Origin of the sequence: Micromonospora sp. NPDC049171 (assembly GCF_040648275.1) — a bacterium.
Taxonomy (GTDB): Bacteria; Actinomycetota; Actinomycetes; order Mycobacteriales; family Micromonosporaceae; genus Micromonospora.
Genome location: NZ_JBEZDJ010000006.1, coordinates 269,937 through 295,904 on the forward strand (window position 1 = coordinate 269,937; position 25,968 = coordinate 295,904).

Genomic DNA, 25,968 nt, shown 5'->3' on the forward strand with positions numbered 1-25,968 from the left:
CATGACAATCAAACGTTTCTCGCGGGCGAGACGCGGGGCGGCTGTCGCGACGGTGGTCGCCGTCGCGGCGGCCGGCGTGCTGTCCGGCGTACCCGCGTCGGCCGATCCCGTTCCCGTCCCCATCCCTCAGGCGACGCTCACCGACCGGGCCTTCGGACAGGTCGCCGAGATCCACATCCAGGGTGCCGATCGGATCAGGACCGCCGTGTTGTCGGCCGAGTTCGTCCAGTGGCACCGGCTGCACCCGAACGCCACTGCCGCACAGGCACAGACCCAACTCACCGCCCGCAAGCAGCTGCTCGACAGCTCACTTACCGCGTTCGACCTGCTGGTGCCCGAGCAGGATCTGCTGCTCAAGTCCGTCGACATCCTGCTCGGCGCCCCCGGCGGCGACACCCGGACCTCGCCGGAGGTGACCGGCCTGGTCGGAGCCGTGATCGGCAAATCGGTCGAACCGTGGGACACCCGCGAGGAGCTGGCGTCCGGCGCGTTGCGCACCGCCCAGTGGCTGCGCGGCCGGGACGACGCGCTCGCCACCGTCTGGTCCGCGGTCCGGCAGGCGGGCGCGGGCAGCGTGCCGGTGGCCACCGCCTGGAACGCCGTGCTCGGTGCGCCGTTCGGCGTGGACGTGACAAGTACCTACGAGGAGCTCACGGCGGATCCCGGGCTCTCCCGTGTGGACCTCGACGCGATCCTGGCGCTCCAGGGCGACTCGGTGGCGTACGTCGCGGCGGCCAAGCAGCAACTCGCCACCCTGCACGCGCAGCTGCTCGGCCTGAGCCTGGAGGTCCGTCTCGAAATCGGCGAGAACAACCGCAAGTGTCCGCCGGAGGGGCCACCGAGTGCCGGGTGCACCGCCGCGGCGAAGAAGGCCGCCGAGGACCGGGACAAGGAACGACAGCAGACGATCTCCGACATCAAGGCCGGCGTGGGCATGGTCTCCACCATCATCGGCTTCGCCGACCCCGATGCCGGCAAGAAGTCCAAGGTGATCGGCGAGGCGGTCCTCACCACCATCAGCGCGATCTCCAAGTACGCGGCGGCGATCACCGGCCGCGGCCTGGCCGGCTCGATCTTCAGCACCGCGACGCTGGCGATGACCGGCAACGTCTTCGGAGCCGTGATGTCGATCGTCGGGCTCTTCGGCAGCAGCGGACCCTCGCTCGACCAGCAGATCCTCGCCCAGGTCAACGCGTTGCGCGACGAGGTGCGGGCCCTCGGCAACGAGATGCGGGCCAGCTTCGCGCGGGTCGAGGCCCAGATCAACACGGTGTACGCGAACATGATGGCCCAGTTCGACAAACTGAACGCGGCGATCGCCGGCAACACCGCGCAGATCACCCTCGTGCAGCAGCAGGTCGCCCAGCTCGGTCTGCGCCTGGAGGACATCGCCGCCACCGTGCTGACCGCGATCGGCGACGCCACCCTGCACGACGCCCGCTCCGACATCAACCAGTACGTCGGCTACCTGGAGAACTTCGGCCAGCCGATCCCGACGTACGGCGAGTTCGTGGGTCCGGAGAACGAGTTCCACCTGGCCTCCACCCAGCTGGCCAGCGGCGCGGCCTTCGTGGTGCCCAAGACCGACGCCGACAACCCGGCACTCGATCCCACAAACGTGCTGAACAGCTTCGGTGAGGCCCGGTCGATCAACTATCTGGCGCGGATAGCCGCCGGCCGCGACCCGTCGATCGTCGAACCGGCGACGCCGGTCGGCAACCCGACGGTGTGGAACCTCGGCGCGCAGGCGTACGCCATGTTGATGCTGCAGAATCCGACGTACGCCGCCCAGGTCAGCGCCAGCCGCGCGGCGCAGATCGAGGCGGAGGGCACGCGCACCGCCGACCTCGCCGCCAGCTTCGGCCGGCCGGTCGACGGCAACGCCAACAGCCTGATCACCGGGCTGGTCAACGAGTACGTCGGCGCCACCAACGAGTTGTCGACAGCACTGGCCGCCGTCCGGACCAACGAGACCCAGGTCCGCTGGGAGCCGGACGCCAACGGCGTACAGGTGCGGACGCCCAAGAACTACGACCTGTTCTGGGACACGGACAAGACGCTCGCGGCGGCACCGGCGAAGGCCGACGAGGCGACGGTGCCGGCCTGTAGCGGCACCAGGCAGATCGACCGCCCCAGCAACGTTCGCTACGACCTGATGTCGAACGTGGTGCGGGCACTCCACTACGCGTACACGCCACATGCCGGCGAGCCGCCGGCCGGGGTACGGGAGTTGCCCGAGGTCGGCTACTGCTACGCGCCGAGCTGGGTATACACGCGCACGACCGGCTACGGCACCGGGGTGATCCGCCACTACGGCAAGCTGCGGTTGCAGATCCACAGCCGGTTCCGGCTGAATCCCACCGCGGCGTGGCAGAACTCGCGGACCGCCGACTACACCTGGCCCGACGAGCAGGTCTACCAGGTCGACTGCGAGGTGTTCAACTGCGACAGCGAGACCACACCCGAGCAGGGCCTGACCCAGAAGTGGCCGTCCGGGCGGTACGCCTTCGCGAGCGGCGCGACAGCCACGAACAACACCGCGCTGGACGCCACGCTGACCCCGACCCTGCGCGGCTTTCTCCAGGCCCGGCAGAAGGCCATGTACGACCGGGTTCGGGAGCTGAGCACCCAGGTGAGCGGGCAGGTGCCCGCCGCGCTGAAGAAGATGAACACGACGGCGCGGCTGCTCCAGGCGTACACCCGGTTGGGTCTGCCCAACGCCCTGGACTCGGACGACGTGTTGTCCGCGAACCTGTTCGGGCAGTACCAGATTCCGGTGAACATGCCGACGGATGCCAAGGTGAGCAACGCCTACGCCAGGGCGGGCGACACCTACGCGGCGTGCGGAAGCCCGCCGTGCGCGCTCGACCCCGACCGCCCGCTGCGCGAGCAGGTCAGCCTCAAGCTGCCCTGCGAGCCCGCCGTCAACGCCTCGAACCTGCCCGGTGACCCGCTCGGCGACTGCCTGGTCACCAGCGCGCGCTCCCGCGCGGCGGCGCTCATGCAGCGGTACGAGGTGTGGGCGGACCAGATGACCGCCGGGCTGCACCGCGAACGGGTGCCCTGGATGAACGACACCATCATGGGGCTGCGCATCACCACACGCCTGACCCACGCCAACTGAACCGGCGCGGTGCCGGTGCCTGCGGGCGCCGGCACCGCGCCGGTTCGTCGTCAGTGCCTTCGAGGGCAATTCCGCGGCGCAATTGCACACCGCCCCATTTCGCGGAAAGTCGACCGGAGCATGTGGACAGTTCTTGGTACACTACCTCGGCCTACCCCCAAGGAGAGACACTGAAGTGAAGAGATTATCAACTGTCGCGTCCGTGTGCGCCCTCTCAATAGGAATCGCTATCGCCTCGGCAGTTCCGGCCTACGCTGCCACGGACAGGAGCGGGGCGGAACGGCTGAACATCCCGAACAGCAGCGCGTGCAGGGCGGGTCGTACGGTCCTGGAAGGAATGGTGGCGGGGCCAGGCGGCCAGCTTTACATTATTTTCTCGAAGGGAAGCGCCGGGGAGCCGGTGCTGTCCCGATGGTTGCGCGACGGCTCGACCTGGGACGGCGCCAGCTGGACCTGTGCCGGGGCACCAACCCCCATGCCCCAGCTCGGCCACGGTAACGACCTCGCCTACAACGCGAACTACCTGGGCCAGGGCCCGGCCCTGATCGCTACCCAGGGAAGCCAATCGGCATTTCCCAGCGACGATGTGACGATCGTGCACCTGAACGCCAACGGATCTGTTGGCGCAACTGAGGTGGTCGATCTGCCGATCGGCAACATCAGTGGCCTCTGCTACAGCGCGACGGCGGCCGGCGGCGCCGGCAAATATGCCGCCCGCCGACTGGGCAGTCTGTGGACCCACCCCGGCGCCGGTTCGCTCACGAGTGGATGGACGCTCGTGAAGAGCAACCTGACCAGTCACGATAATCGTTCCGACCAGGGCATCGACTGCTCGGAGAACTACATCTGGAACAGCAAGTCGATCAATGACTCAACGCCCGATACCGGGTGGAACTGGATCTACCAGTACAACTGGTCCGGGGGCGACGTGGAGAGCGACATCGGCATTCCGGGTAACAACCTGACCGACGAGATCGAAGACATCACCCACGTCGGGAGCGAGTTCTTCGTCGCCGTCAACCGAAACGGCGGAAGCGCCGACTCCGTGAAGGTGCTCACCGAGTAGCCGCTGGTCCTGCGTCCTGGTGGTGCTGCCCGGTCGTGGGCGTTGACGGGGTTCGTCGACGGCTGCCGCCGGGCGCGGGCGGGTCACCCGTGAACCCTGTGACCCGCCCCGGACCGCAGAGACCCGGACATGGGTGTAACGAGCAAGGCCCTGGCCAGCATCTTGCTGGCCAGGGCCTTGGTTTGGTGCGCCGCCAGGGACTCGAACCCCGAACCCGCGGATTAAGAGTCCGCTGCTCTGCCAGTTGAGCTAGCGGCGCTCGTTCGGCAACGGAGAAAACATTAGCACCCCCGGAAGTCGGGCTCCAATCCGGTTACCGGGCTCCCCCCTTCGGTCGAGCTTTGCGGGCAAAAACCACCAAACCGGCCAGCTCGCTCAACTCGGGGGCGTGGGTTGCGGCGGTGATGCGGCACGATGTCCGCCAGGTACGCGAGAACAGAGGTGGGGATGACACGGTTCACGCGAGCCGGGGCGGTGGTGGGCGCTCTGACCCTGGCGGCGTCGCTGGCACTAACCGGGTGCGGCGACAAGCAGAAGGAGCCGACATTCGTCGGCGGGACGCCGGCGGCAGACGCGGGCGCCGCAGCGGGCTCGTCCGCGCCCTCGACAGCGGCCACGCCCAGCGCGCCGAGCGGGCCGACGCTCGCGCTGAGCCCAGCCGACGGCGCGAACAACCGGCCGGTGAGCACGGAGATCAGCGCCAAGCTCCCGGACGGCGGCAAGGTTTCCGCGGTCACCCTGACCGCGGCCGGCGGGGGCGCGGTGGAGGGCAAGCTGCGCAGCGACGGTTCCGCCTGGGTGCCGTCCGCCCCGCTGAAGTTCGGCACCCGATACACCGCAACGGTGACGGCGAGCGCGGCCGACGGCACGAGCAGCCAGGGCACCAGCAACTTCACCACGATGGCCAAGCCGAAGTCGACGATCGGGTCCGGCCTGTACCTCTTCGACGACAAGAGCTACGGCGTCGCCATGCCGGTGGTCACCGAGTTCCACCCGGGCATCCCGAAGAAGGACCGGGCCGCGGTGCAGAAGCGGATGTTCGTCCGTACCGACCCGCCGCAGCCGGGGGCCTGGCACTGGGTCGACAACGGTACGCAGGCGTACTACCGGGCACCCGAGTACTGGAAGCCCGGCACGACCATCTCGGTGCGGATCGCGCTGGCCGGGGTGCCACTGAGCAACGGCAAGTACGGCGACATGGACCGCAAGGCCACCGCCAAGATCGGTCGGTCGTTGGTGATGAAGGTCGACAACGCCAACAAGAAGATGACGGTGTACGAGGACGGGGCGCTGGTGCGCACCATTCCGGTGAGCCTGGGCAAGAAGAGCACGCCGTCGTCCAGCGGCACGATGGTCGTGATGGAGAAGAAGGAAGCCACGGTCTTCGACACCCGCGACGACCCGGACCCGGCCAACCGCTACGTCACCGACATCCAGTACGCCCAGCGGATCACCTGGGGTGGCGAGTACATCCACGCCGCACCCTGGTCGGAGCACGTGCAGGGGCGCCAGAACGTCTCGCACGGCTGCGTGAACGTGTCGACGGCCAACGCCCGGTGGCTGTTCGAGAAGACGCGGATCGGTGACCCGATCACGGTTAAGGGCACCGAGCGCAAGATCAGCGCCGGCAACGGCTGGACGGCGTGGAGTGTGAGCTGGTCGGAGTTCATCAAGGGCAGCGCGCTGCCCGTGCCCAGTGGCGGTGCCGGCCCGGCGCTCTGAGCCCTGTCGGCCCTCTCGCGCCGGCCCTGCCGATGGCCGGGCCGGCGCGTATCCTTGCACTCCGGCGAGGCGACGATGCCGCGGCGACCCCAGCGCCCCCGCACGGAGACGAGCCACACTCACGAAACGCCGGATAGTAGCAAGAATCCGGCAGGAAAATCGGCGTGTTTCGGTTCACCCTCGGCAACCGGGGCCGGCTCTGGCGCGTCAGTAGGAGACGATGGGGCAGCGACCACGACTGTGAGGGAATCATGCGAGCTAGCCAGGATCAGCTGATCAGGCGCCGTGGGCGACGTCGCGTGTTCGCGGCGGGTTTCCTCGCCGTGGCGCTGGCCTTCACCGCCGCCTGCACCGACGGCGACGGCGGCAAGCCGTCCTCGTGGCACGGCGGCAGCGAGAGCCCGGCACCGAAGGCCGCGGCCACGATCAGCGAGCCGGCGGCCGACGCCAAGGACGTGCCGGCCTCGACCGGCATCACCTTCACCACGAAGGACGCCGTGAAGACCGCCGTCGAACTCAAGGACGCGGCCGGCAAGGCGGTCGAGGGCGCGCTCGCCGCGGATGGCAAGACGTGGCTGCCGACCGGCACGCTGGAGTACGGCACGAGCTACACGGCGACCGTGACCGCCACCGGCGACGATGATCGTCCGGCCACCGCGACCAGCACCTTCACCACCATGGCCAAGCCGGACAACCAGGTCCGGGTGAGCAGCTTCCTCGGCGACAACCAGGTGGTCGGGGTCGGCATGCCGCTGATCGTGAAGTTCAGCCGGGACATCCCGGAGGACTACCGCGACGACGTGCAGCGCCGGATGACGGTGACCTCGACGCCGGCCCAGGAGGGCATCTGGCACTGGGTCAGCCCCACCGAGATCCGCTACCGGCCGAAGGTGTTCTGGAAGACCGGGAGCAAGGTCTCCTACCGGGTGCGGGCCGGCGGCCTGCCGATGGGTGAGGGTTGGTACGGCAGTGCCGACCTCTCCGTGGACATCAAGATCGGCCCTTCGGTGATCATGACGGTGGACAACAAGACCAAGCGGATGACGGTGACCCGCAACGGCGCGGTGATCAAGACCATCCCGGTCAGCCTGGGCAAGAAGAGCACCCCGTCGTCCAGCGGCACCATGGTCGTGATCGAGAAGCTGCGCAAGACGGTCTTCGACACGTTCGAGGAGCTGGGCCCGGAGGAGGGCTACCGCACCAAGATTGACTTCGCGCAGCGTCTCACCTGGGGCGGCGAGTTCATCCACGCGGCACCCTGGTCCGAGGGCCAGCAGGGCAGCGTGAACGTCTCGCACGGTTGCGTGAACGTGTCGATGGCCAACGGCAACTGGCTGTTCAACAACACGCAGGTCGGCGATCCGATCACGGTCAAGGGCACCGAAACCAAGCTGAAGAACGGCAACGGCTGGACCGACTGGAACATGAGCTGGGACGAGTACGTCAAGGGCAGCGCCCTCCCGTACGAGCCGCCCGCCGATCCGGACACCGCCCCGACCCCGGACGGCGCCGGCACCCCGTCCCCCACGCCGACCGCCTGAGCCCCACGAGGAAGCCCTCTCCGATGGAGGGGGCTTCCTCGTTGAGCCCCTTAAAACGACTCAGGCCCCCTCCGAAGAGGGGGCCTGAGCAGCACAACCAACTGGGTGACTGATGGGAATTGAACCCACGACAACCGGGACCACAACCCGGTGCTCTGCCAACTGAGCTACAGCCACCATGCCGCCGTCGCCCGGTCGATCGCCCCGGGCGGGGTGCGGACCAATAATAGCCACACCGCCGCGCACCACGTCTAGCGGGTTCCCTGCGCGCCCCGAAGACGGCCGCCCACCCTCAGAGGTCGGCGGCGATCGCCTTGGCGGTCTCCACGTCCGGGCCGGGCAGCGGGACGAAGACGGTGCGCCGGTAGTACTCCAACTCCCGGATGCTCTCCCGGATGTCGGCGAGGGCGCGGTGCGCGAGGCCCTTCTGCGGCTGGCCGAAGTACACCCGGGGGTACCAGCGACGGCAGAGTTCCTTGATCGACGAGACGTCGATCATGCGGTAGTGCAGGTGCGCGTCGAGGCGCGGCATGTCCCGGGCGATGAAGCCCCGGTCGGTGGCGATCGAGTTGCCGCACAGTGGCGCCGTCCGCGGGTCCTTGACGAAGGTGCGGACGTACTCCAGGACCAGGTCCTCCGCCTCGGCGAGGGTGACCGGCGAACGACGGACCTCGTCGGTGAGGCCGGACTTGGCGTGCATCGTCCGCACGACCTCCGGCATCCCCTCCAGCGCCGTCTCGTCGGCGTGGATCACCACGTCGACCCCGTCACCCAGCACGTTGAGGTCTGGATCGGTGACCAGTGCCGCAACCTCGATCAGTTTGTCCCTGCCGAGGTCCAACCCGGTCATCTCACAGTCGATCCAGACGAGGAGATCAGCCACCGGGACAGCCTACGCGCAGCCCATGGGACGTGGCTGCGCGCTCTCGGCGGGCCAGCCCGCTAGGGTTTCGGGGTGCCAGCAGAACCCGTCGCACCGCCCGCCGTCACCGACGACGATCCCGGCGGCCGTACGGTCCGTCGCCTGGTCGCGGTGGTGGCCGTCATCGCCGTGCTGCCGGCGCTCTACCTGCGGGGTCTGAACCACAAGTTCCTCGACCTCAAGATCTACATGTCGGCGGTGGACTGGTGGCGCGCGGGCCACCCGCTCTACGACTACGTCCAGCCCGACCGGGTGCAGGGCGAGTTGTACTTCACCTACCCGCCGTTCAGCGCGCTGCTGCTGTGGCCGTTCGGCCTGTTGCGGCTCGGTGCCACCGTGACGATCTTCACGGTGCTCACCGTGCTGGCCGTGGTGCTGACCACCCGCTGGCTGGTGCTGCCGGTCATCGCCCGCCACGACCTGCCGCGGACGTTCACCCTGACCCTCGCCGTCCTGCTGGTGCTGGCCGTGGAGAGCACCCGCGAGACGATCACCTTCGGGCAGATCAACATGCTGCTGGTGGTGCTGATCCTGGCCGACCTCCTGTTCGCCGTACCGCAGGCGCGGCGCTGGGCCGGGATCGGCGTGGGGCTGGCGACGGCGCTCAAGCTCTTCCCCGGCATCTTCATCGTGTACCTGCTGGCCACCAGGCGGTGGCGGGCCGCCGCGGTGGCGAGCGCGACCGCGGCGGCGGCGACCCTACTCGCGGCGGCGATCGCCCCGAGCGACTCGTGGCGGTTCTGGACGCACGAGCTGTGGACCACCGACCGGGTCGGGCGCACCGACATCGTCGGCAACCAGTCGCTGTTCGGCCTGCTCAGCCGGTTCACCGCACCGGAGAAGCCGGACCGGCTGCTCTGGCTGCTGGTGGTCGCCGCGGTGGCCGGCTACGGGCTGTGGCGGGCCGCCCGCGCGGCGCGGGCCGGTGACCTGCTGACGGGCCTGACGTTGACCGGGCTGGTCGGTTCCCTGGCCAGCCCGATCACCTGGACCCACCACATCTACTGGTTCGTGCCGGCGGTGGTGCTGCTCGCCGACGCGGCGTTGAGCGCCGACCGCCCGGACGAGGTACGCCGGCGTCGGTGGCTGGCCGGGCTGGCGCTGGGCATCACCCCCGTGATCGTCTACGGCGTGGTGACCTTCCAGGACTGGGGCTCGGCAGCGGTCCGCACCAGGGACCCGGTGGACTTCGTGGTGCAGAACACGTACGTGCTGATCAGCCTGCTGCTGCTGGCGACGCTGCCGGTGCGGTCGGGCCGTCGCCGGCCCGTCGAGCATCCGCACCCTGCGGAAAAATCGCGCCAAATGGACGGATCTCCCCAATAGCCGCCACTAGCGCTAATCTGGTCTCATACCTCAAGCGTCGCTCGGGTAGCACCGATCCCCCGGTGAGGGTGGCCCTCCGCGTCGGCAGCGCGGAGGGCCACCCGCCGTTTCGTCGACCGCCACCGGCCGGGCCGCCCCACCGGTCGGCGGCCAGGCGAGACTCAGCGTCGCCGCCGGTGGTCGAGGTGCTTGGACCGGCTCCTCCCGGTCGTCGAGGGTGGCCGACCGGGCCGCGCCGGTCGGCGACCGACGCCGCTCCCCCGCACCCGAGCCGACCATGGTGAGCTGCCGTACGGCCGGAAACGGCGAGGTTGCCCGGGCGTCCTCGGGCCCCAGGCCACTCAGCGAGGTGACCCCGAGCCGACCGGCGAGCATCGGCACCTGATCCGGCTCGACCACGAAGATCACCTCGCGCGGCCGTAGCGGTCGCAGCAGGAGCAGCAGAGCGCACACCACCAGCAGGACGCCGGCGGCCAGCAGACTCCCGGTGGCCGGGCCGGTCCACCCCGCCCGCAACTCGGCCCGCAGCTCCAGGGACAGGTCGGCGCGGCCGTCGGGGCGCATCAGCACCAGGCTCATGGGCTCACCAGCGAGGTCGTCCGCACTCCACTGGAGCGAACCGATGCCCTCGCGTACCCAGGACGGCCGACCCGGCGAGTCGACCGGCACCACGGCGGGCGGATCGAGCGGGCCGCCCGCAACGGCACCGGCCGGGTCCAGCCGGACCGGCAGCGGGCCCTGGGCCAGCGCCACCCGGCGGACCACGCCGTGCGGCACCGACTCCAGCCAGGTCCGCACCTCGGCGGCGGGCGCGAGCCCCACGAAGGCCGGGCCATCCGAGGTGCGGGCGTCCAGACGCAGTCGGGTCTGCCCGGTACGCGCGAACGGCACCTCCTGGCGCAGCAGGTGGTCGAGGTCGGTGACCACCACCGCGTGACCGGGCGTGCGGACCGTCTCGAAGCGGGCGGCGAAGGCCCCATCGGGTTCGACGTGTCGGGTCACCAACCACAACGCGCCACCGGCGATCAGCGCCGGAATCCCCACGACCAACAGCAGCACACCGACGATCGCCCGCACGACACGCATTCGCGACGTCTCCCTCCGTAGCCAGATACTCGGCCGACCTTACCGACGTAGGCGCCGTGATCAGGGGATATCCACGGCACGGCCAGGTCCGACTGCGGAAGGCGCGCTGGCCCGCCGGATGCTCTCCGGCGGGCCAGCGGGCGGGACGGGTCAGGACTTGACGACCGGCTCCCGACGGGTCCGGGAGAACGCCAGACCGCCCAGCACCAGACCAGCCAGACCGGCGACGAGACCGGCCACACCGAGGCCGACCGCGAGCCCGTTGCCCTCGTCGTCATCGTCGTCGTCGGGCGACGCCACGACTGCGGCGCTCGGCGTGGCCGCACTCGCCGGAGCACCGGCGGCGGTCAGGGCGAGCACCGGTGCCGGGTGCTCCGGCTCCTCGCCGCCCGCCGCCGGCGGGTCGATCCAGCGCGAGATCTCGCCGTCCGAGTACGTCTGCAGGACCTTGAAGACCATCGAGTCGACCTTCGGCAGCGGCCCCATCGAGACTCCGAACTCCTGGAACTGGCCGGGCTTCACGGCCGCGTCGCCGGTGGCCGTCCAAGTGATCTTGGAAATCGCCTCGGTGAGCTGGCTGCCGTGCACCTCGATCGGCGGGTCCACCTTGCGCTTCTCGGTCGCCACCGTCCAGCCGGGCACCGGCATGGTCGACACCGAGCCGACCGGGGCGTTCTCCGGAAGCGTCACCTCCAGCTTGGTGGTCGAGGCGCTGTCGCTCTCGTTGGGCACCCGGAACGCCACCCGGGCGTACCCGCCCTGGGCTGCTTCCTTCGGGTTGACCGTGACGTGCGCGGACGCCGGCCCGGCGAAGCCGAGCACAGCGGTGGCGGCGGCGGTGAACGCCAGGGCGGCAGCGGCGCCTGCGGTACGCCGGAATCGGATCATGGGTTTTGCGAACCTCTCTAACGGATGGGCACGGTGGCGGTCACCGTGTCCTGGTCGATGTCTGTCGTTCGAGCGGTGATCTTGATTTGCCAGTCGCCGGCGGCCGGCAGGCTGATGTCGCCGTAGGCGTGGCTGTCCGTCAACGGCAGCAACGGGACGTCGATCGGTTCGATCCCGGCCGAGGGCAGCGCGGCGGTCGCCTTCCACTCCACCACCGGCAGCGGCTGGTCGTCCTTGCCGTAGGCGTACAGGTGCACCGAGTTGTTGCCCCGCTCGGCCGGGCTCACCTCGACCTGCATGGAGAAGAGCGGGCTGGACAGCCTGGTGCTGAAGAGGCCGGCCTCGGTGCTGGACGGCCCGGCCACCGCGGTGCGGGCGGGCGTGGTCTGCACGAGCGTGGCGGACAGGCCCAGCACCACCACGGTGACGGCCAACTCCACCCAGACCGCCCGGCGTACCGGTGCCGGGCGCTGCGCGGCGATGCGCCGACGCACCAACTGCCGGGAGTACGCGGCCACGGCGATCACCAGCGCGAACAGCGCGATCTTGGCCAGCAGCAACCGCCCGTACGTGGTGTCGAACAGTGCCTTCGGCGTGGCCACCTCGATCAGCGCCTGGACGGTGCCGGCCAGCAGCAGCGCCGAGACGGCGAGCGCGGCCCAGCGCGACCAGATGGGCAGGATCGCGCCCAACTCCCGTTCGTCGGCCTGGCGCAGCAGGAACCCGGCGAGCATCAGCAGACCACCCAGCCAGACCGCCATGCTGCCCAGGTGGACCGCGTCGACCACCACGGAGACCGCCGGTGCCGGCGAGGCCGCCGGGTGCCCGGCCAGCGGCCAGGTCAGCAGGGCGACGCCACCGAGCACGGCCAGGATGATCGCGTCGGCCCGACCGGCCGGCCGGGCCAACAGCGGCCGGAGCAGGAAGGCGGAGGCCGCCAACAGGCCGAGTCGGACCAGGTGGGCGGCACCGAAGGCGCTGCCGAACACGCTGCCGAACCCCTCGCCGGTCACCTCGAAGAGACCGCCGCCGGCCGTGTACGGCACCTGCAACCACAGCTCGGCGAGGGTGGCGACGGCCACCAGGCCGAGGCCGATCCAGGCCAGCCGGGCCGGGCCCCGGCGCGGGAGCCGTCGCGGCCACAGCGCGGCGAGCACCAGCGCGGGCCCGACCAGCAGCACCAGGCCGGCGTAGCCGAGGAAGCGAGCCACCTTCACCGCCGTGCCCACCACCGGGTTGGCGCGGCTGTCCGTGCCGGAGTCGACGGGTGGCGTCGAGGGCGCGCCGACCGAGTAGGTGAACGCCCCGGACACCGGGTGGCTGTCGGCGGAGATCACCCGGAAGCTGACCAGGTAGGTGCCGCGCCCACCGGCCGGGTCCACCGGGATGCTCACGGCCCCGCCGTCGAAGGACGGCTCACCCCGGTCGGCGCGGGAGCCGTCCGGCGCGATGACCCTGATCTTGCCGGGAACCTTGCGGACCGACTCACTGAACCGGAGGGTCACCTCGGACGGCGCGCTCGACACCACCGCGGCGGCTGCTGGACTGCTGCTCTCCAGCACCGCGTGGGCGCTGGCCGGGGTGGCTGGCGCGATCAACAGGGCGACGACGGTGACCAGAAGGCCGGCGGCGGCAGCCAGCCGGGCAATCCAGCGGCGGGGGGCGACAATCATGCCAGCCATGGTCGCCGACCGGTGTGGAGATCGGCGACCCGAGTCGGGCAAAGGGCTCAACTCTGCTCAGCCGCCCGTGCCGCGCGGGAGGGATCGCGTGTCATGCGAAGGTAGTCGGCTCCGGTGGCGAAAAAGTTCCCGGCGTGGCGCAGACCATCCAAGGGCCGAAGGACCCTGGCGCTCCGTCGGGTGCCGCGTAACGTGGTCTGTCGTGATCCCCGTCCCGCGTGACACCGGTAACGCCGACCCGGCAGAGCCGGCCGGTGACGTCGCCCGGGACCCGGCGACCGAGTGGGCGCTGAGCGCGCGCGACGGTGATCCGCGGGCCCAGGCGGCGTTCGTCCGGCTGACCCAGATCGAGGTCTGGCGGTTCGCCGCAGCCCTGGTCGACCCGGACAGCGCCGACGACCTGACCCAGGAGACGTACCTGCGGGCGTTTCGGGCCCTGCCCGCGTTCGAGGGTCGCTCCAGCGCCCGCACCTGGCTGCTCGGCATCGCCCGGCGGGCCTGCGCCGACCACCTGCGCACGGTGATCCGTCGCCGCCGGCTCGACGAGCGGCTGGCCGCGAACGCGTACACCGACCACCCGCACCCGGACCCGGCCGGCCAGTTCGGCGCCGCGGACCTGGTCCGCCGGCTCAGCGCCGAGCGGCGCGCCGCGTTCGTGCTCACCCAACTGCTCGGCCTGTCGTACGCCGAGGCGGCCGCCGTGGAAGGGGTGCCGGTGGGCACCATCCGTTCCCGGGTCGCTCGGGCCCGCGACGAGCTGGTCGAGGCGGTCGGCGACGCCCTGGCCGGCTGAGCGGGGAACTTCCGGTGGAGACGGGACGACAAATGAGCGTGACTGCACCTCCCAACAGGTTCGGCCGTTGGCCTGTCGTCCGACCCTGGCTCGGCACGGCGGCACGGCTCGGCCTCGCCGCCGTCTGGCTCGTCGCCGGCGCGTCGAAGGTCGGCGATCTCGCCGCCTCCGGGCGAGCCGTCAACGCGTACCAGGTGCTGCCGTACGACGTGGCGACGGTGCTCGGCGCGGCCCTGCCCTTCGTCGAGTTGGCGCTGGGCGTGCTGTTGCTGCTCGGGCTGGCCACCCGGCTCGTCGCCGGGGTGTCGGCCGCGCTGCTGGTGGTCTTCGTCGCGGGGATCGCCTCGGCCTGGGCACGCGGGCTGGCCATCGACTGCGGCTGCTTCGGCAGCGGCGGGCAGCTGGCCGAGGGGCAGGCACCCAGTTACCTCCCGGAGATCCTCCGGGACCTGGGATTCTTGGTACTGGCCGGATTTCTGCTGGTCTGGCCACGTACGCCGGTATCGGTGGACGGGTGGTTGTCCGGCGAACCCGCTGTGGAGGACGAGGATGAGTAGTCGCAAGGGGCAGCGGGACGCCGCCCGGGTGGTCCGCGAGCAGCTCGCCCGCGAGCGGCGGCGTCGCCGCACGATCTGGGTCTCCGCCGCGGCGGTCGTCGTCCTGGTCATCGCCGGTGTCGTCGGCTGGGTCGTCTGGTCCAACCAGCGCTCCGACACGTTCACCACCCCGCCCGGGGCCAACGCGGCCGGCACCGGCATCGTCACCGGCGGCGGGCCGGTCACCGTCGACGTCTACGAGGACTTCATCTGCCCGGCCTGCCACCAGTTCGAGCAGACCAGCGGGGCGACCCTGGAGCAGTTGGTGGCCGACAACAAGGCGAAGGTGGTCTACCACCCGGTCGCGTACCTCAACCGCTTCTCCACCACCGACTACTCCACCCGCTCGTCGGCCGCCTCCGGCTGCGCCGCCGCCGGCGGCAAGTTCCGGGAGTACGCCAAGGCGCTGTTCGCGAAGCAGCCACCGGAGGGCAGCGCCGGGCTCAGCAACGACGAGCTGATCGACATCGGCGCCGGCGTGGGGCTCGACCGGGGTTCGTTCGGCGGCTGCGTCAAGGACGGCACGTACCGCACGTGGACCGATCACGTCACCGACGAGGCCAGCCGGAGCAAGGTCACCGGCACGCCGACCATCATGGTCAACGGCCAGCCCCTGGAGAACCCCACCCCGGACGCCCTCAACGCGGCCGTGGCGGCGGCCGGCAAGTGATCCGTACCCTGCTGGCTCGGGCCGGCCTGGTCGCCACCGCGACCTTCGCGGCGACAGTGCTCACCGCGGCGCCCGCCGCCGCCCACGGCGCGGACGCCCCGGACGGCACCGACTACCGCACCCGGGCCACCGGGGTCACACCGCAGCGGCCAGGGCTGGAGGTACGCGTCGTCGAGGCGGGCGCCCGACTGGAGCTGACCAACGACACCGGCCGCGCCATCGAGGTCATCGGCTACTCCGGCGAGCCGTACCTGCGGGTCGGCCCGGACGGGGTCTTCGAGAACAGCCGCTCCCCGGCCACGTACCTGAACCGCACCATCGCCGGGGACACCGCGCTCCCGGCCGAGGCCGACCCGGCGGCCCCGCCGACCTGGCGGCGGATCGCCGACGGGAGCACCGCGCGCTGGCACGACCAGCGCGCGCTGTGGCAGGAGTCGGCACCACCCGCGCAGGTACGCGCCGCACCGGACCGGGAGCACCGGGTCCGGGACTGGACGATCCCCCTGCGGGACGGCGCCGACCCGGTGACGATCGGCGGGACACTGGACTGGGTGCCGCCGCCGGACGCGTACACCTGGTGGGCGGTGACCATCGTGGGGCTGCTCGCGGTGGGCGCGCTCGGCCTGGTCGCCGCGGCCGCCCCGGCCGGCGCCCGCGCGTTGTCCGCGCTGGGTGCCCTGCTGGTCGTCGGCGGCGCGCTGGCCGTCGGATACCCGGTGGGGCGGGAGTTGGACGCGGGTGCCCACGGAGTGGGCGGGGTGCTGGTCGGGCTGCTGTCCGGGCAGATCTGGTCGCTGCTCACCGGCCTGGGTGCGATCGCCGCCGGCTGGTACGCACTGGCACGTCGCCCGGCCGCCGACTTCGTGGTGACGCTGGCCGGGGCCTGCGTGGCACTGTTCGCCGGGGTGGGCAACGCGGCCGTGTTCGCCCGTTCCATCGCCCCGGTCCCCTGGCCACCCGAGCTGGCCCGGGTGATGGTCGCGCTGGTGCTGATCACCGGCACCGGAGCAACAGCAGCAGGAGTCCTCCGCCTACACGCCGCCCCCAAAACCCCAGCCCCAACCGGCCCCCACCCCACCGGCCCCCGTTGATCATGAGGTTATTGCCCCCGACACGCCGGGAGAAGGGCAATAACCTCATGATCAACGAGGGTGGGGGTGGGGGGGTGGGTGGGTCGGGTTAGGGGTTTGGGGTGAAACCTTGGGGGAGTTCCAGGCGGTGTTGGGTTAGCAGGGGGGTGTTGTTCAGCAGGGTGTTGGTGGGGGCGTCGGCTACGATCCGGCCGCCGTCGAGGATCACCGATCGTTCGCACAGCTCCGCCGCGTACGGCAGATCGTGCGTGACCATCAGCAGCGTCACCGGCAGGCCGCGCAGGATCTCGGCCAGCTCCCGACGGGCCGCTGGGTCCAGGTTCGAGGACGGCTCGTCGAGCACCAGGATCTCCGGGTGCATGGCCAGCACGGTGGCCACCGCCACCCGGCGGCGCTGCCCGAAGGAGAGGTGCTGCGGGGCCCGGTCGCGGTGCGCACCCATCCCCACCGCGTCGAGCGCCTCGTCCACCCGGGCGGCCAACTCGGCACCGCGCAGACCCAGGTTCGCCGGCCCGAACGCCACGTCCTCCGCCACCGTGGGCAGGAACAGCTGGTCGTCCGGGTCCTGGAAGACGATGCCCACCCGGCGGCGCACCTCGGCCAGGGTGGCCCGATCCGGCGTCACGGTCAGCCCGCCGACGCTCACGGTGCCCTCGGTCGGGGTGAGGATGCCGTTGAGGTGCAGCACCAGCGTGGTCTTGCCGGCGCCGTTGGGCCCGAACAACGCCACCCGGTCGCCACGCGGCACGGTCAGGTCCACCCCGTGCAGGGCGACGTGCCCATCCGGGTACGCGTAGCGAACGCCCCGAACGTCCAGCGAGAGAGCGGTCTGCACGACACCGATCATGACAGCACGACGGCGGTGGCGGCGATGGAGGCCGCCAACACCGGCACAGTCGCCGCGACCAGCCACTGACCGGCGCTCGCGGCACCGTCGCCCTGCCACACGGCGGGCATCCGCCCGGTGTAGCCCCGCGACAGCATCGCCAGGTAGACCCGCTCGCCGCGCTCGAAGGCACGCAGAAACAACGCCCCGATCCCGGCGGCGAAGCCGCGTAGCTGCCACAGGAAGCGCGGATCGTCACCCCGGGAGATCCGGGCCACTCGCATCCGCCGTGCCTCACCCACCAGCACGTCGAGGTAGCGCAGCATGAACGTGGCGATCTGGGTCAGCACCTGCGGGCAGTGCAGCCGGTCCAACCCCACGATCAAGTCCCGGGTGGTGGTCGTCGCGGCGAGCAGCAGCGAGGCGAGCACACCCAGGGTGCCCTTGGCCAGGATGTTCCACGCGCCGTGCAGCCCGTCCTCGGACAGGCGCAGGCCCAGCACCTCGACCCGGTCGCCGGCACCGAGGAACGGCAGCGCCACGGCGAACAGCACGAACGGCAGCTCGATCAGCGCCCGGCCGAGCAGCCACCGCGGCCCCACCCGGGCCAGCGCCGCCACCGCCGCCACCAGCACGGCGTACGCGCCGAAGGCCCAGAACGCCTCGCGTGGGGTGGCCACCACGGCGAGGGTGAAGACCACCATCGCCACGATCTTGACCTCGGGCGGGAGCCGGTGCACCGGCGAGTCCGCCTCGCGGTACAGCACGTGCCCGTGACCGGCACCCATTCCGCGTACTCCCTGCTCAGCTGACGCGCGACGTCGCCGCGTCGTCCTCGGCGGGCGTCGTGGCGTCGCCGCCGGTCGGCGTAGCGCCGGTCGGCGTGGCGCCGGTCGGCGTGGCGTCGCCGCCGGTCGGCGTGGTGCCCCGGCGGCGCAGCAGCCAGAAACCGCCGGCGCCGATCGCGAAGGTGACGAGCACGCCGAGCACCCCGGAGAGGCCGGTGGAGACGAAGCTGTTCCGCACGCCGCGCACGCCGTAGTCGGCGAGCGGGCTGTCGGCGAACTCGTGGTCTCGGGCCTGTTGGGCCGGGCAACTGCCGCCGACGATGTTGTCCTCGGCGTCGACCGTGCAGCCCTTGAGTAGGGACGAGTCCAGCCCGTCCGGGTGCGACGAGGCGTAGTTGCTCACCACTCCGGCGAGCAGCAGGGCGACCAGCAGGCCAGCGGCCAGGAAGGCCCAGGAGCGGTTCTTCATCGGACACCTCCGGCGACCGGGACAGCGGGGGCGGCGGGTGCGCGCAGCGAGCGCAGCGCGTACACCAGGTCGGGTCGCACCTTCGCGACGGTGAGCACGGTGGTCGCGGTGATCAGGCCCTCGCCGATGCCGATCAGCAGGTGGACGCCGGCCATCGTGCCGGCCAGGCCGGTCAGGTTGCTCCCCAGGTCGGTGGTGCCACCCAGCCAGTACTCCAGGACGAAGCCCTGCGACGCGACCACCACGCTGAGCGTCGCGGCCACGAACGCGGTCACGGCCAGACCGGCCGGCGTACGGGGCAGCACCCGCAGCAACAGCGCGATCAGCAGGTATGCCGCGGCGGTGCCGAGCAGCGCCATGTTCGTGATGTTGAGGCCGAGCATCGCCACGCCGCCGTCACCGAAGATCAGTGCCTGCACGACCAGCACCACTGACACGCAGAGCGCGCCGACCCACGGGCCGACAAGCATGGCGGCGAGCGCGCCGCCGAGCAGGTGGCCACTCACCCCGGCCGTGAAGATCGGAAAGTTGAGCATCTGGACGGCGAAGATGAACGCGGCCACCAGGCCCGCCATCGGTGCCAGCCGGTCGTCCAGGTCACGCCGGCCGCGCAGGACGCAGAAGGTGAGCGCGGCAAGAGCGAGCGCAGCGAAGATCGCTGCCACCGGACCGTCGATGATCCCGTTCGAGATGTGCATCGCCAGTGTTTCCACGCGACCTCCCACACGTCAGCGGGCCCGACCGGACCAGCGTGCGTCAGCCTATTTCCCAACACTCGTTGTTGCCAGACTCTGGCAACAACGCGAGGTGTTGATCACCTTTCCGGCCGACCAAACCCTGCGGCGGTCCGCCGCCCAGGTGATCGACCCGCCATCCTGCCCTCGCCGCCGGTGACAGCGCCCAACCGACCCAGGCCACGCCGCCAGCGACAGCAGGCGCCCGGTCGGGCGGCGGTATCGTCGGGCCATGACCACGCCCGACCGCCTCTCCCCCGGTGACCCCGCGCCCGAGTTCACCCTCGCCACCGACACCGGTGACCAACTCTCCCTCGCCGACCTGCGCGGTCGCAGGGTGATCCTGTACGCCTACCCGGCGGCGATGACCCCCGGCTGCACCAAGCAGGCCTGCGACTTCCGCGACTCGCTCGCCGCACTCCAGGCAGCCGGGTACGAGGTCGTCGGCATCTCCCCGGACAAGCCGGAGAAGCTGGCGAAGTTCCGCGAGCGCGACGCGATCACCTTCCCGCTGGTGTCCGACCCGGACCGGGCGGTGCTGACCGCCTACGGCGCGTACGGCGAGAAGCAGTTGTACGGCAAGACCGTCACCGGCGTGATCCGCTCGACGTTCGTGATCGACGCCGACGGCAAGGTCGAGCGAGCGCTCTACAACGTCAAGGCCACCGGGCACGTCGCGAAGCTCCGCCGCGACCTCGGCCTGGACTGAGGCGGAGAGCCCCGGCGCGGCCTTGGACCAGCCGCCGGGAGGCCGGGCTCGACATCGCCGAAGCCGGACGTTCTAGACTCAGCGGGTTGGCGGGAGTGGCGTAACGGCAGCCGCGATAGGTTTAGGTCCTATTGTCCGAAAGGGCGTAGGGGTTCGAGTCCCCTCTCCCGCACAGATCAACGAGCACCACAGGCCACCGAGCACCACGCGCCCCGACTGCGGTTGTCGGGCGCGTCACTGTCGAGGGTCGCGGGCCTGGTCGGCAGGTCAGGATGGCGAGCGTGAGTCTGCGCTTCGTCCTCGACCCCGACCTGACCCCGCGGCTGCGCGCCGAGATCGTCGCGCTCTGGGCGGACGCCAGCAACGCTGGCGGCGCGGTCGGCTTCGTCCCGCCGGTGACCGTCGCCGACGTCCACGTGCTCGCCGACCCGACCTTCGCCGGCATCACCGACGGACCGGACCGCCTGCTTGTCGGATACTCCGGCGACCGATTGGTGGCCCTGCTGGTCTTCAGTGACAACCGTTTCCCGCTCAAGGCGCACTGGTGTGTGTTGAAGCGGGTGATGGTCCACCCGGACGCCCAGGGCACCGGGTACGGCTCGGCGCTGATGGTCGAGGCCGCTCGGCTGGGCAGGCGGTTCGGCCACGAGGCGCTGCACGTGACGGTGCGCGACGGGTTGGGGCTGGACACGTTCTACGCTCGCCTCGGCTACCGGGAGATCGGCCGGTTGCCGGGCGCGTTGCGGGTGGCGCCCGGTGACGACCGGGACGAGATCCTGATGTGGCTCGACCTGACGCCTGTCGACTGAGCGGTCACCCGCGCACCAGACTGAGCGGTCAGCCCGCGCACCAGACTGAGCGGTCAGCCCGCGCACCAGCGGGCGTTCGCCGCGACCGGCGGGGTGCTCGGCGTGCCGGTGGCCGGCGCGCTCGCCTTCGCCACCTCGGCCGGTCGGCGGGCCGGCGTCGGCGTACCGGCGGGTCGGTTGCCGGGCGGCCGGGCCGACGCGGCCGGGCGCGGGGTGGCCGCCGCGCCGACACTTCCGTACATGCGGACCGCGCTGTTCTGCACCTGGGCGGGTGCCATCCGGATGCCGCCGACGGTGGCGCGGTTTCCGTACACGTCGCTGACGCGGATGGTGAACGGTCCGGCCCCGGCGCCGGGGGGGATCAGCCAGTAGTTGTAGTCCTGCCGGGCGGCCGGGCGCCACGGATCGCTGTCCCGCTGCCGGACCTCGACCGACCGCAGCGGGTTGCCGTGGTTGCCGACGCGGACGGCGAACCAGAACTGCGACGCGCCCTCCTTGATCCGAAAGGTGAGCGGGCCGGGCAGCGGTGGGTTGACCACCGCGCGGTAGGTGACCGGGACGAGACCCTGGACCGGCTCGGCGATCCGGGCGAACGCCTCGCGGGACAGATCGAGGTGCCCGGGCGCACACTCCGGGCACTGGTCCATGATCAGCACTCGGACGGTGCCCTTCGGGCCGGTCACGTCGAGGAAGCCACCGCAGGCGGCGCCGGCGGAGTATTCGGTCGGGCCGAGCGCGACGTAGAGGCGGTTGGCCGGGGCAGCGGGGTTCGAGCAGTTGCCGCCAGCGCCGTTCGAGTCGTAGAAGGTGGCCTTGCCGCTGTGGGTGGCGGTGCCGGTGGGCGGTGCGGCGGCGAGCGTCCGGCCGGCGGCACAGGCCGGGGCGGAGCCCGACCGCAGGGTCAGGGTGAGCCCCAGTGCCGCCGCGACAACTGTGACGCCGGTGGCGACCAGCCAGGGCGTCGAGCGCGACGACGACCGGGGCCGGACCTCGGGAGCCCGGTCCAGGTCGATGTCGATGTCGACAACGCTTGCGTCCGTCACGACGGCGATGCTGCCGGAACCGGGCGCGAGGCGACAAGCCGGCTAAGCCAAAGCTAAGACAGCGTCGACGGACGGTGATCGGCGCGTTCCCGATCGAGGGTCGCGGTGACCGGTCAGGGCGCGAGGACGAGCGCGGCCCCCACGGCCAGCGGTCCACTGTCGAGCGGTACCAGGTTCAGTCCGAAGAGGATCTTCCGCTGGACGTTGCGGTGGCGGCCGAGGGTGCGCAGCGGTTCCTTCGTGCGTACCCCGGTTTCCTGGTCGGTCGTGGTCACCACGCAGCGGGCGCACGGCCCGGCGGCGCGAAACCGCAGGTCACCGATGCGCAGCGATCGACCCACCCAGTCGTCCTCGGCCCAGGCCGGTGCCCCGTCGACGACCAGGTTGGGTCGGAACCGGGTCATCGGCAGCGGTTCCTCCGCCGCCTCGGCCAGCCATTCGTTGAGGACGTCGAGGGAGGCGGTGTTCGTCAGCAGCAGCGGGTAGGCGTCGGCGAAGCTGACCTCGTCGCCGGTGTCGTGGTCGCGGTCCTCGACGGCCAGGTGGCGGGTCGGCCGGGCCAGCCAGACCAGCCGGACCGGTCGGCCGAGCAGCGCACCGAGCCAGTCGTCGGCCGCTCGACCGGCCGGCAGAGCCGGGACCGGGATGGTGCGGTGGCGGAAGGTGCGCACCGCGACCGGATCGCCGGCGGTCGGCTCGGGCACGTCGAGGTCGGGCCGCCCGGCGGCGCGCAGCGTCAGACCCCCGGGGCGAACGCTGGCGTGCAGGCCGACCAGCCGGGTGGTGTCCCGCTGGGTGACGCCGACGCCGTCGGCGTCGACGACCATCCAGCGCCGGTCGCCGGCCAGACCCCACGGCCGCACGAACGCGCCGTCGTGGTCGAGCCGGTGACAACCCTTGACCGGGTACGTGTGGATCGACGTCAGTCGCACCTGGCTACCACCCTCCGCCGCTGCCGTCGCCCGGGTGCCAGTGGCCGCCGACCGGGGCGAACGGCGTGCCGGCGAGGGCTCTGCGTGGTTGGATGGCGTCCACCGCTGCTTCATAGCGGGTTCGGGCCAACGATCGTCGGAGAAGTTTCGGTCGGGTCGCGGATCCGATGACCCGGACGGGGGTACATGCCTGTAACCCGGAATCAGTAGCATCGCGGCATGCAGTATCGCCAAGAGTACGCGGAGCCCGAGACCCAGTTCATCGCGCCGCAGCAACCATCGGAGCCGACCAAGAAGGCGCGGCGGAAGCGTCCCCGGTGGCAAAAGGTCGCTTTGATCACCTTCGTGGTCCTGGCGTTGCTCGGCGGTAGCGGCATGATCGCCGGAGGTTTGTACTTCCGTTCCATCAACTCCGGCATCGAGCGCGTCGACGCCTTCGACGGTGTGCCGGAGGCCGACCGTCCGCAGGTTGGTGAGAACGCCCAGGGCGCCATGAACATCATGATCCTCGGCAGCGACTCCCGCGATCCGGGCAACGAGTCCGGCTCCCGCACCGACACCATCATCGTGGCCCACCTGCCGAAGGACCGGTCCAGCGCCCAGCTCATCTCGATCCCCCGGGACACCTGGGTCAGCGTGCCGAAGTCCTCGAGCGGCCGGGGTGGCAAGGACGCGAAGATCAACGCGTCGTTCGCGTGGGGTGGCGTGCCGCTGCTGGTGCAGACGGTGGAGAAGTTCACCGGCGTGCGGATCGACCACGTGACGATCGTCGACTTCAGCGGCTTCAAGGAGATCGTGGACGCGCTCGGCGGCATCACCGTGGACGTGGAGAAGGGCTTCACCACGCTGTACGCGCTCAACGGCAGCCGGACGTTCAAGGCCGGACGGCAGAAGATGGACGGGGCGGCCGCGCTGGACTACGCACGCGAACGGCACGCCTTCGCCGACGGCGACTTCGCCCGGATCAGGCACCAGCAGCAGGTGATCAAGGCGATCCTGGACAAGGCGGCGTCCGGCGGGACGCTCGCCAACCCGGCCAAGCTCAACTCCTTCGTCAAGGCGACGGCGGACGCGGTCGCCGTGGACAAGAAGTTGAACCTGATTGATCTCGCCTCCGAGATGCGTGACCTGCGCAGCGGCAACCTGACGTTCCTCACCTGCCCGGTGAAGGGCACCGGCACGATGGGCACCGAGAGCGTCGTGCTCGCCGACAAGGACAAGGCAGCCAAGGTCTTCGACGCGGTCCGCAACGACAACGTTCCGGGAATCCTCTCCGCCGCAAAGTAGGAGGAGGAACTGACTTGCCGGCTATGGTGACTCGACCCGGTCGATCGTAGAGTTCGGTCGCCCTTACGGTCGGGATGCGTGACCGAGGGCATTCACGGGGAGGTCCACTAGTGCCAGGCCAGCCGGCGACCAGCCATTCGTCCACGCCGCCGCCAGTCGGCGGGGACGAGACTGACATGCCGGGCGACGGGGCCCGTCTGTACGGCGGCGCCCCACCCGTGCCCCAGACCAGGGAGCCGCGGATTCGGGCGCAGGCGAAGGTCGAGACGCCCGGCCTGGGCACCACGGCCGTCCTGCCGTACGCGCGGTCCCGCACCTCGTCACGGACCCGGTGGCTGCGAGCCTGGATGATGATCGCGCCCGTCGACGCCGTCGCGCTCATCGCTCCGCTGGTGCTGACCCAGAGCTACTGGCGCGGGACGATGGCCAACGCGGCCCTGACCGTGGCCCTCTTCGCGGCCGGCGGCCTCTACCGGCCGCGCCGGCACGTGAGCATCCTCGACGAGCTGCCGAGCCTCTGCGGGCGCCTGCTGGCCGCCGCCTCGGTGGTGGCCATCATCGCGGCCGAACGTCACGCCTCGGTGGCGTACGTCGGCGGGTTCATGCGCGGCGTCGCGCTGTCGGCGGGGCTCGTGATCCTCGGGCGTGCGGCCAGCAGGTCGTTCACCGTCCTGTCCCGCAAGCGTCGCTGGGCGGAGCACAACGCGCTCGTCGTCGGCGGCGGCCCGATCGGCCTCGAAATCGCCAGGCTGCTGCGCCGCTACCCGCAGTACGGCCTGCGGTACGCCGGCTGTGTCGACGTCGCGTCGCGCCAGGGTAACGGTGCGCTGCCGCTGAGCGGGTCGATGTCGGACCTCGAACACCTCGTCCGGTTGACGGAGTGCGAAGTCCTGATCATCGCCGACCCGGACTGCGACGAGACCACGCTCATGGAAACCCTGTTGCAGCCGCGCAGCTCCCGCTGCGATCTCTGGGCCGTGCCGCGTCTGTGGGGCTCACGCTCCCACAGCGGTTACCCCGACCACATCGGCGCGTTCCCGATCGTCAAGATCGGTGACATCACGCTGACCGGCCCGCGGTGGGCCATCAAGCGCGCGTCGGACATGCTGTTCGCCGGGGTCGCGCTCCTGCTGTTGAGCCCGGTGCTGCTGCTCTGCGCGCTCGCCACGTTCATCGACGGTGGCAAGGGCATCTTCTTCTACCAGGAGCGGATCGGCCGGTACGGCAAGCCGTTCAACGTCATCAAGTTCCGCTCGATGCGTCCCGTGAACGAGCAGGAGTCCCAGACCAACTGGTCCATCGCCCACGACAACCGGGTCGGCCCGATCGGCCGGTTCATGCGCCGGACGTCGCTGGACGAGCTGCCCCAGTTGTGGAACATCCTGCGTGGCGACATGAGCGTGGTCGGGCCGCGGCCGGAACGGCCGTACTTCGTGGAGAAGTTCTCGGCGGAATACCCGGACTACGCGGCACGCCACCGGGTTCCCGTTGGGCTCACCGGGCTCGCGCAGGTCAGCGGCCTGCGCGGGGACACCCCGATCTCCGACCGGGCCCGGTTCGACAACTACTACATCGAGAACTGGTCGCTGTGGTTGGACGTCAAGGTGGTGCTCCGCACCGTCTCGGAGGTCTTCCGCGCCGGAGGCCGCTGACCGAAGACACAACCGCCGCGGGTGGTGGCGCCGACGATCTCGACACGTCGGCACCACCACCCGCGGCGTTGTCAGCTCAGGCGGTTGTCAGCTCATGCGGTGGGTGTGGTCTTGAGAGGTTCCCACCAGGTGCGGTTGTCGCGGTACCAGGTGACGGTGTCGGCGAGGCCGGCGTCGAGGGTGATGCTGGGGGTGTAGCCGAGTTCCTGGTG

Annotated in this window: 22 protein-coding genes, 3 tRNA genes and 2 pseudogenes; 14 read left to right on the forward strand and 13 right to left on the reverse strand. The window is 70.8% G+C overall.

Annotation, left to right across the window (positions count from 1 at the left end):
- The first annotated feature begins 1 nt into the window (after window position 1).
- Window positions 2–3,124, forward strand: coding sequence for a hypothetical protein (locus AB0B14_RS10545; protein ID WP_357522270.1), 3,123 nt, complete (start codon window positions 2–4; stop codon window positions 3,122–3,124).
- A 337-nt stretch (window positions 3,125–3,461) separates the two neighbouring features.
- The gene (locus tag AB0B14_RS10550) at window positions 3,462–4,190 is read left to right on the forward strand and encodes a hypothetical protein (RefSeq protein ID WP_357071204.1); all 729 of its coding nucleotides are present in this window, start codon (window positions 3,462–3,464) and stop codon (window positions 4,188–4,190) included.
- A 183-nt stretch (window positions 4,191–4,373) separates the two neighbouring features.
- Here the strand turns inward: AB0B14_RS10550 and AB0B14_RS10555 are convergent.
- Window positions 4,374–4,449, reverse strand: a tRNA-Lys gene (locus AB0B14_RS10555).
- A gap of 188 nt (window positions 4,450–4,637) precedes the next feature.
- On the opposite strand from AB0B14_RS10555, the gene AB0B14_RS10560 reads away from it, so the two are divergent.
- Together AB0B14_RS10560 and AB0B14_RS10565 are read left to right on the forward strand one after the other, a co-directional pair.
- A complete protein-coding gene (locus tag AB0B14_RS10560) occupies window positions 4,638–5,912 on the forward strand; it encodes an Ig-like domain-containing protein (protein WP_357522271.1) in 1,275 nt (424 codons plus the stop codon).
- 251 nt (window positions 5,913–6,163) lie between these two features.
- Window positions 6,164–7,453 carry an Ig-like domain-containing protein gene (locus tag AB0B14_RS10565; protein ID WP_357522272.1) on the forward strand — a complete coding sequence of 430 codons (1,290 nt, stop codon included), beginning with the start codon at window positions 6,164–6,166 and terminating at the stop codon, window positions 7,451–7,453.
- 104 nt (window positions 7,454–7,557) lie between these two features.
- Here AB0B14_RS10565 and AB0B14_RS10570 read toward each other — a convergent pair.
- Both AB0B14_RS10570 and orn read right to left on the reverse strand, forming a co-directional pair.
- Window positions 7,558–7,630: transfer RNA gene (locus tag AB0B14_RS10570), tRNA-His, on the reverse strand.
- A 115-nt stretch (window positions 7,631–7,745) separates the two neighbouring features.
- Window positions 7,746–8,336, reverse strand: a complete 591-nt coding sequence (gene orn / locus AB0B14_RS10575; RefSeq protein ID WP_357071091.1) for an oligoribonuclease — start codon at window positions 8,334–8,336, stop codon at window positions 7,746–7,748.
- 72 nt (window positions 8,337–8,408) lie between these two features.
- Between orn and AB0B14_RS10580 the strand changes: the two genes are divergently transcribed.
- Window positions 8,409–9,701 carry a glycosyltransferase family 87 protein gene (locus AB0B14_RS10580; RefSeq protein WP_357071088.1) on the forward strand — a complete coding sequence of 431 codons (1,293 nt, stop codon included), beginning with the start codon at window positions 8,409–8,411 and terminating at the stop codon, window positions 9,699–9,701.
- Window positions 9,702–10,031: 330 nt separating this feature from the next.
- On the opposite strand, the pseudogene AB0B14_RS10585 reads toward AB0B14_RS10580, so the two are convergent.
- From AB0B14_RS10585 to AB0B14_RS10595, 3 genes and pseudogenes are all read right to left on the reverse strand, one after another.
- A pseudogene (locus AB0B14_RS10585) lies at window positions 10,032–10,247 on the reverse strand (hypothetical protein); the annotation flags it as partial.
- Between the two features lie 690 nt (window positions 10,248–10,937).
- Complete coding sequence (locus tag AB0B14_RS10590) at window positions 10,938–11,675, reverse strand: YcnI family protein (protein WP_357071085.1); 738 nt, start codon at window positions 11,673–11,675, stop codon at window positions 10,938–10,940.
- A 17-nt stretch (window positions 11,676–11,692) separates the two neighbouring features.
- Entirely contained in the window at window positions 11,693–13,357 is a 1,665-nt protein-coding gene (locus AB0B14_RS10595; RefSeq protein WP_357522273.1) for a copper resistance protein CopC, read from the reverse strand.
- A 202-nt stretch (window positions 13,358–13,559) separates the two neighbouring features.
- Between AB0B14_RS10595 and AB0B14_RS10600 the strand changes: the two genes are divergently transcribed.
- Genes AB0B14_RS10600 through AB0B14_RS10615 form a run of 4 tightly spaced genes read left to right on the forward strand, consistent with a single transcriptional unit; the run spans window position 13,560 to window position 16,507 of the window.
- Entirely contained in the window at window positions 13,560–14,150 is a 591-nt protein-coding gene (locus tag AB0B14_RS10600; protein WP_357522274.1) for a sigma-70 family RNA polymerase sigma factor, read from the forward strand.
- A 32-nt stretch (window positions 14,151–14,182) separates the two neighbouring features.
- Window positions 14,183–14,707: a MauE/DoxX family redox-associated membrane protein gene (locus AB0B14_RS10605; protein WP_357522275.1), complete on the forward strand. Its 525-nt coding sequence runs from the start codon at window positions 14,183–14,185 to the stop codon at window positions 14,705–14,707.
- Window positions 14,700–15,416, forward strand: coding sequence for a thioredoxin domain-containing protein (locus AB0B14_RS10610; RefSeq protein WP_357522276.1), 717 nt, complete (start codon window positions 14,700–14,702; stop codon window positions 15,414–15,416). The genes AB0B14_RS10605 and AB0B14_RS10610 overlap by 8 nt, the downstream gene beginning before the upstream one ends.
- Entirely contained in the window at window positions 15,413–16,507 is a 1,095-nt protein-coding gene (locus AB0B14_RS10615) for a hypothetical protein (RefSeq protein ID WP_357522277.1), read from the forward strand. Before AB0B14_RS10610 ends, AB0B14_RS10615 begins: the two co-directional genes overlap by 4 nt.
- Window positions 16,508–16,595: 88 nt before the next feature.
- Here AB0B14_RS10615 and AB0B14_RS10620 read toward each other — a convergent pair whose 3' ends face one another.
- From AB0B14_RS10620 to AB0B14_RS10635, 4 genes are read right to left on the reverse strand one after another with little or no spacing between them, the layout of a single operon-like run.
- On the reverse strand, window positions 16,596–17,354 hold the full coding sequence (locus tag AB0B14_RS10620) for an ABC transporter ATP-binding protein (RefSeq protein WP_357522278.1): 759 nt from the start codon (window positions 17,352–17,354) through the stop codon (window positions 16,596–16,598).
- On the reverse strand, window positions 17,351–18,121 hold the full coding sequence (gene cbiQ, locus AB0B14_RS10625; protein ID WP_357522279.1) for a cobalt ECF transporter T component CbiQ: 771 nt from the start codon (window positions 18,119–18,121) through the stop codon (window positions 17,351–17,353). The genes AB0B14_RS10620 and cbiQ overlap by 4 nt, the downstream gene beginning before the upstream one ends.
- Window positions 18,122–18,137: 16 nt before the next feature.
- A complete protein-coding gene (locus AB0B14_RS10630) occupies window positions 18,138–18,590 on the reverse strand; it encodes a PDGLE domain-containing protein (protein ID WP_357522280.1) in 453 nt (150 codons plus the stop codon).
- Window positions 18,587–19,303 carry an energy-coupling factor ABC transporter permease gene (locus AB0B14_RS10635; protein ID WP_357080983.1) on the reverse strand — a complete coding sequence of 239 codons (717 nt, stop codon included), beginning with the start codon at window positions 19,301–19,303 and terminating at the stop codon, window positions 18,587–18,589. Before AB0B14_RS10635 ends, AB0B14_RS10630 begins: the two co-directional genes overlap by 4 nt.
- A 253-nt stretch (window positions 19,304–19,556) precedes the next feature.
- On the opposite strand from AB0B14_RS10635, the gene bcp reads away from it, so the two are divergent.
- The 3 genes from bcp (at window position 19,557) to AB0B14_RS10650 (ending at window position 20,842) form a co-directional block, all read left to right on the forward strand.
- Window positions 19,557–20,033, forward strand: coding sequence for a thioredoxin-dependent thiol peroxidase (gene bcp / locus AB0B14_RS10640; protein ID WP_357080986.1), 477 nt, complete (start codon window positions 19,557–19,559; stop codon window positions 20,031–20,033).
- Window positions 20,034–20,122: 89 nt separating this feature from the next.
- Window positions 20,123–20,205, forward strand: a tRNA-Leu gene (locus AB0B14_RS10645).
- A 109-nt stretch (window positions 20,206–20,314) separates the two neighbouring features.
- Window positions 20,315–20,842 carry a GNAT family N-acetyltransferase gene (locus AB0B14_RS10650; RefSeq protein ID WP_357080990.1) on the forward strand — a complete coding sequence of 176 codons (528 nt, stop codon included), beginning with the start codon at window positions 20,315–20,317 and terminating at the stop codon, window positions 20,840–20,842.
- A 53-nt stretch (window positions 20,843–20,895) separates the two neighbouring features.
- On the opposite strand, the gene AB0B14_RS10655 is transcribed toward AB0B14_RS10650, so the two are convergent.
- Window positions 20,896–21,885: an expansin EXLX1 family cellulose-binding protein gene (locus tag AB0B14_RS10655; RefSeq protein ID WP_357522281.1), complete on the reverse strand. Its 990-nt coding sequence runs from the start codon at window positions 21,883–21,885 to the stop codon at window positions 20,896–20,898.
- 113 nt (window positions 21,886–21,998) lie between these two features.
- The gene (locus AB0B14_RS10660; RefSeq protein WP_357522282.1) at window positions 21,999–22,817 is read right to left on the reverse strand and encodes an MOSC N-terminal beta barrel domain-containing protein; all 819 of its coding nucleotides are present in this window, start codon (window positions 22,815–22,817) and stop codon (window positions 21,999–22,001) included.
- Window positions 22,818–23,036: 219 nt separating this feature from the next.
- On the opposite strand from AB0B14_RS10660, the gene AB0B14_RS10665 reads away from it, so the two are divergent.
- Window positions 23,037–24,104, forward strand: a complete 1,068-nt coding sequence (locus AB0B14_RS10665; RefSeq protein ID WP_357080997.1) for an LCP family protein — start codon at window positions 23,037–23,039, stop codon at window positions 24,102–24,104.
- Window positions 24,105–24,280: 176 nt separating this feature from the next.
- A complete protein-coding gene (locus tag AB0B14_RS10670) occupies window positions 24,281–25,756 on the forward strand; it encodes a sugar transferase (protein WP_357522283.1) in 1,476 nt (491 codons plus the stop codon).
- 92 nt (window positions 25,757–25,848) lie between these two features.
- Here AB0B14_RS10670 and AB0B14_RS10675 read toward each other — a convergent pair.
- Window positions 25,849–25,968: pseudogene (locus AB0B14_RS10675) on the reverse strand (dTDP-glucose 4,6-dehydratase); the annotation flags it as partial.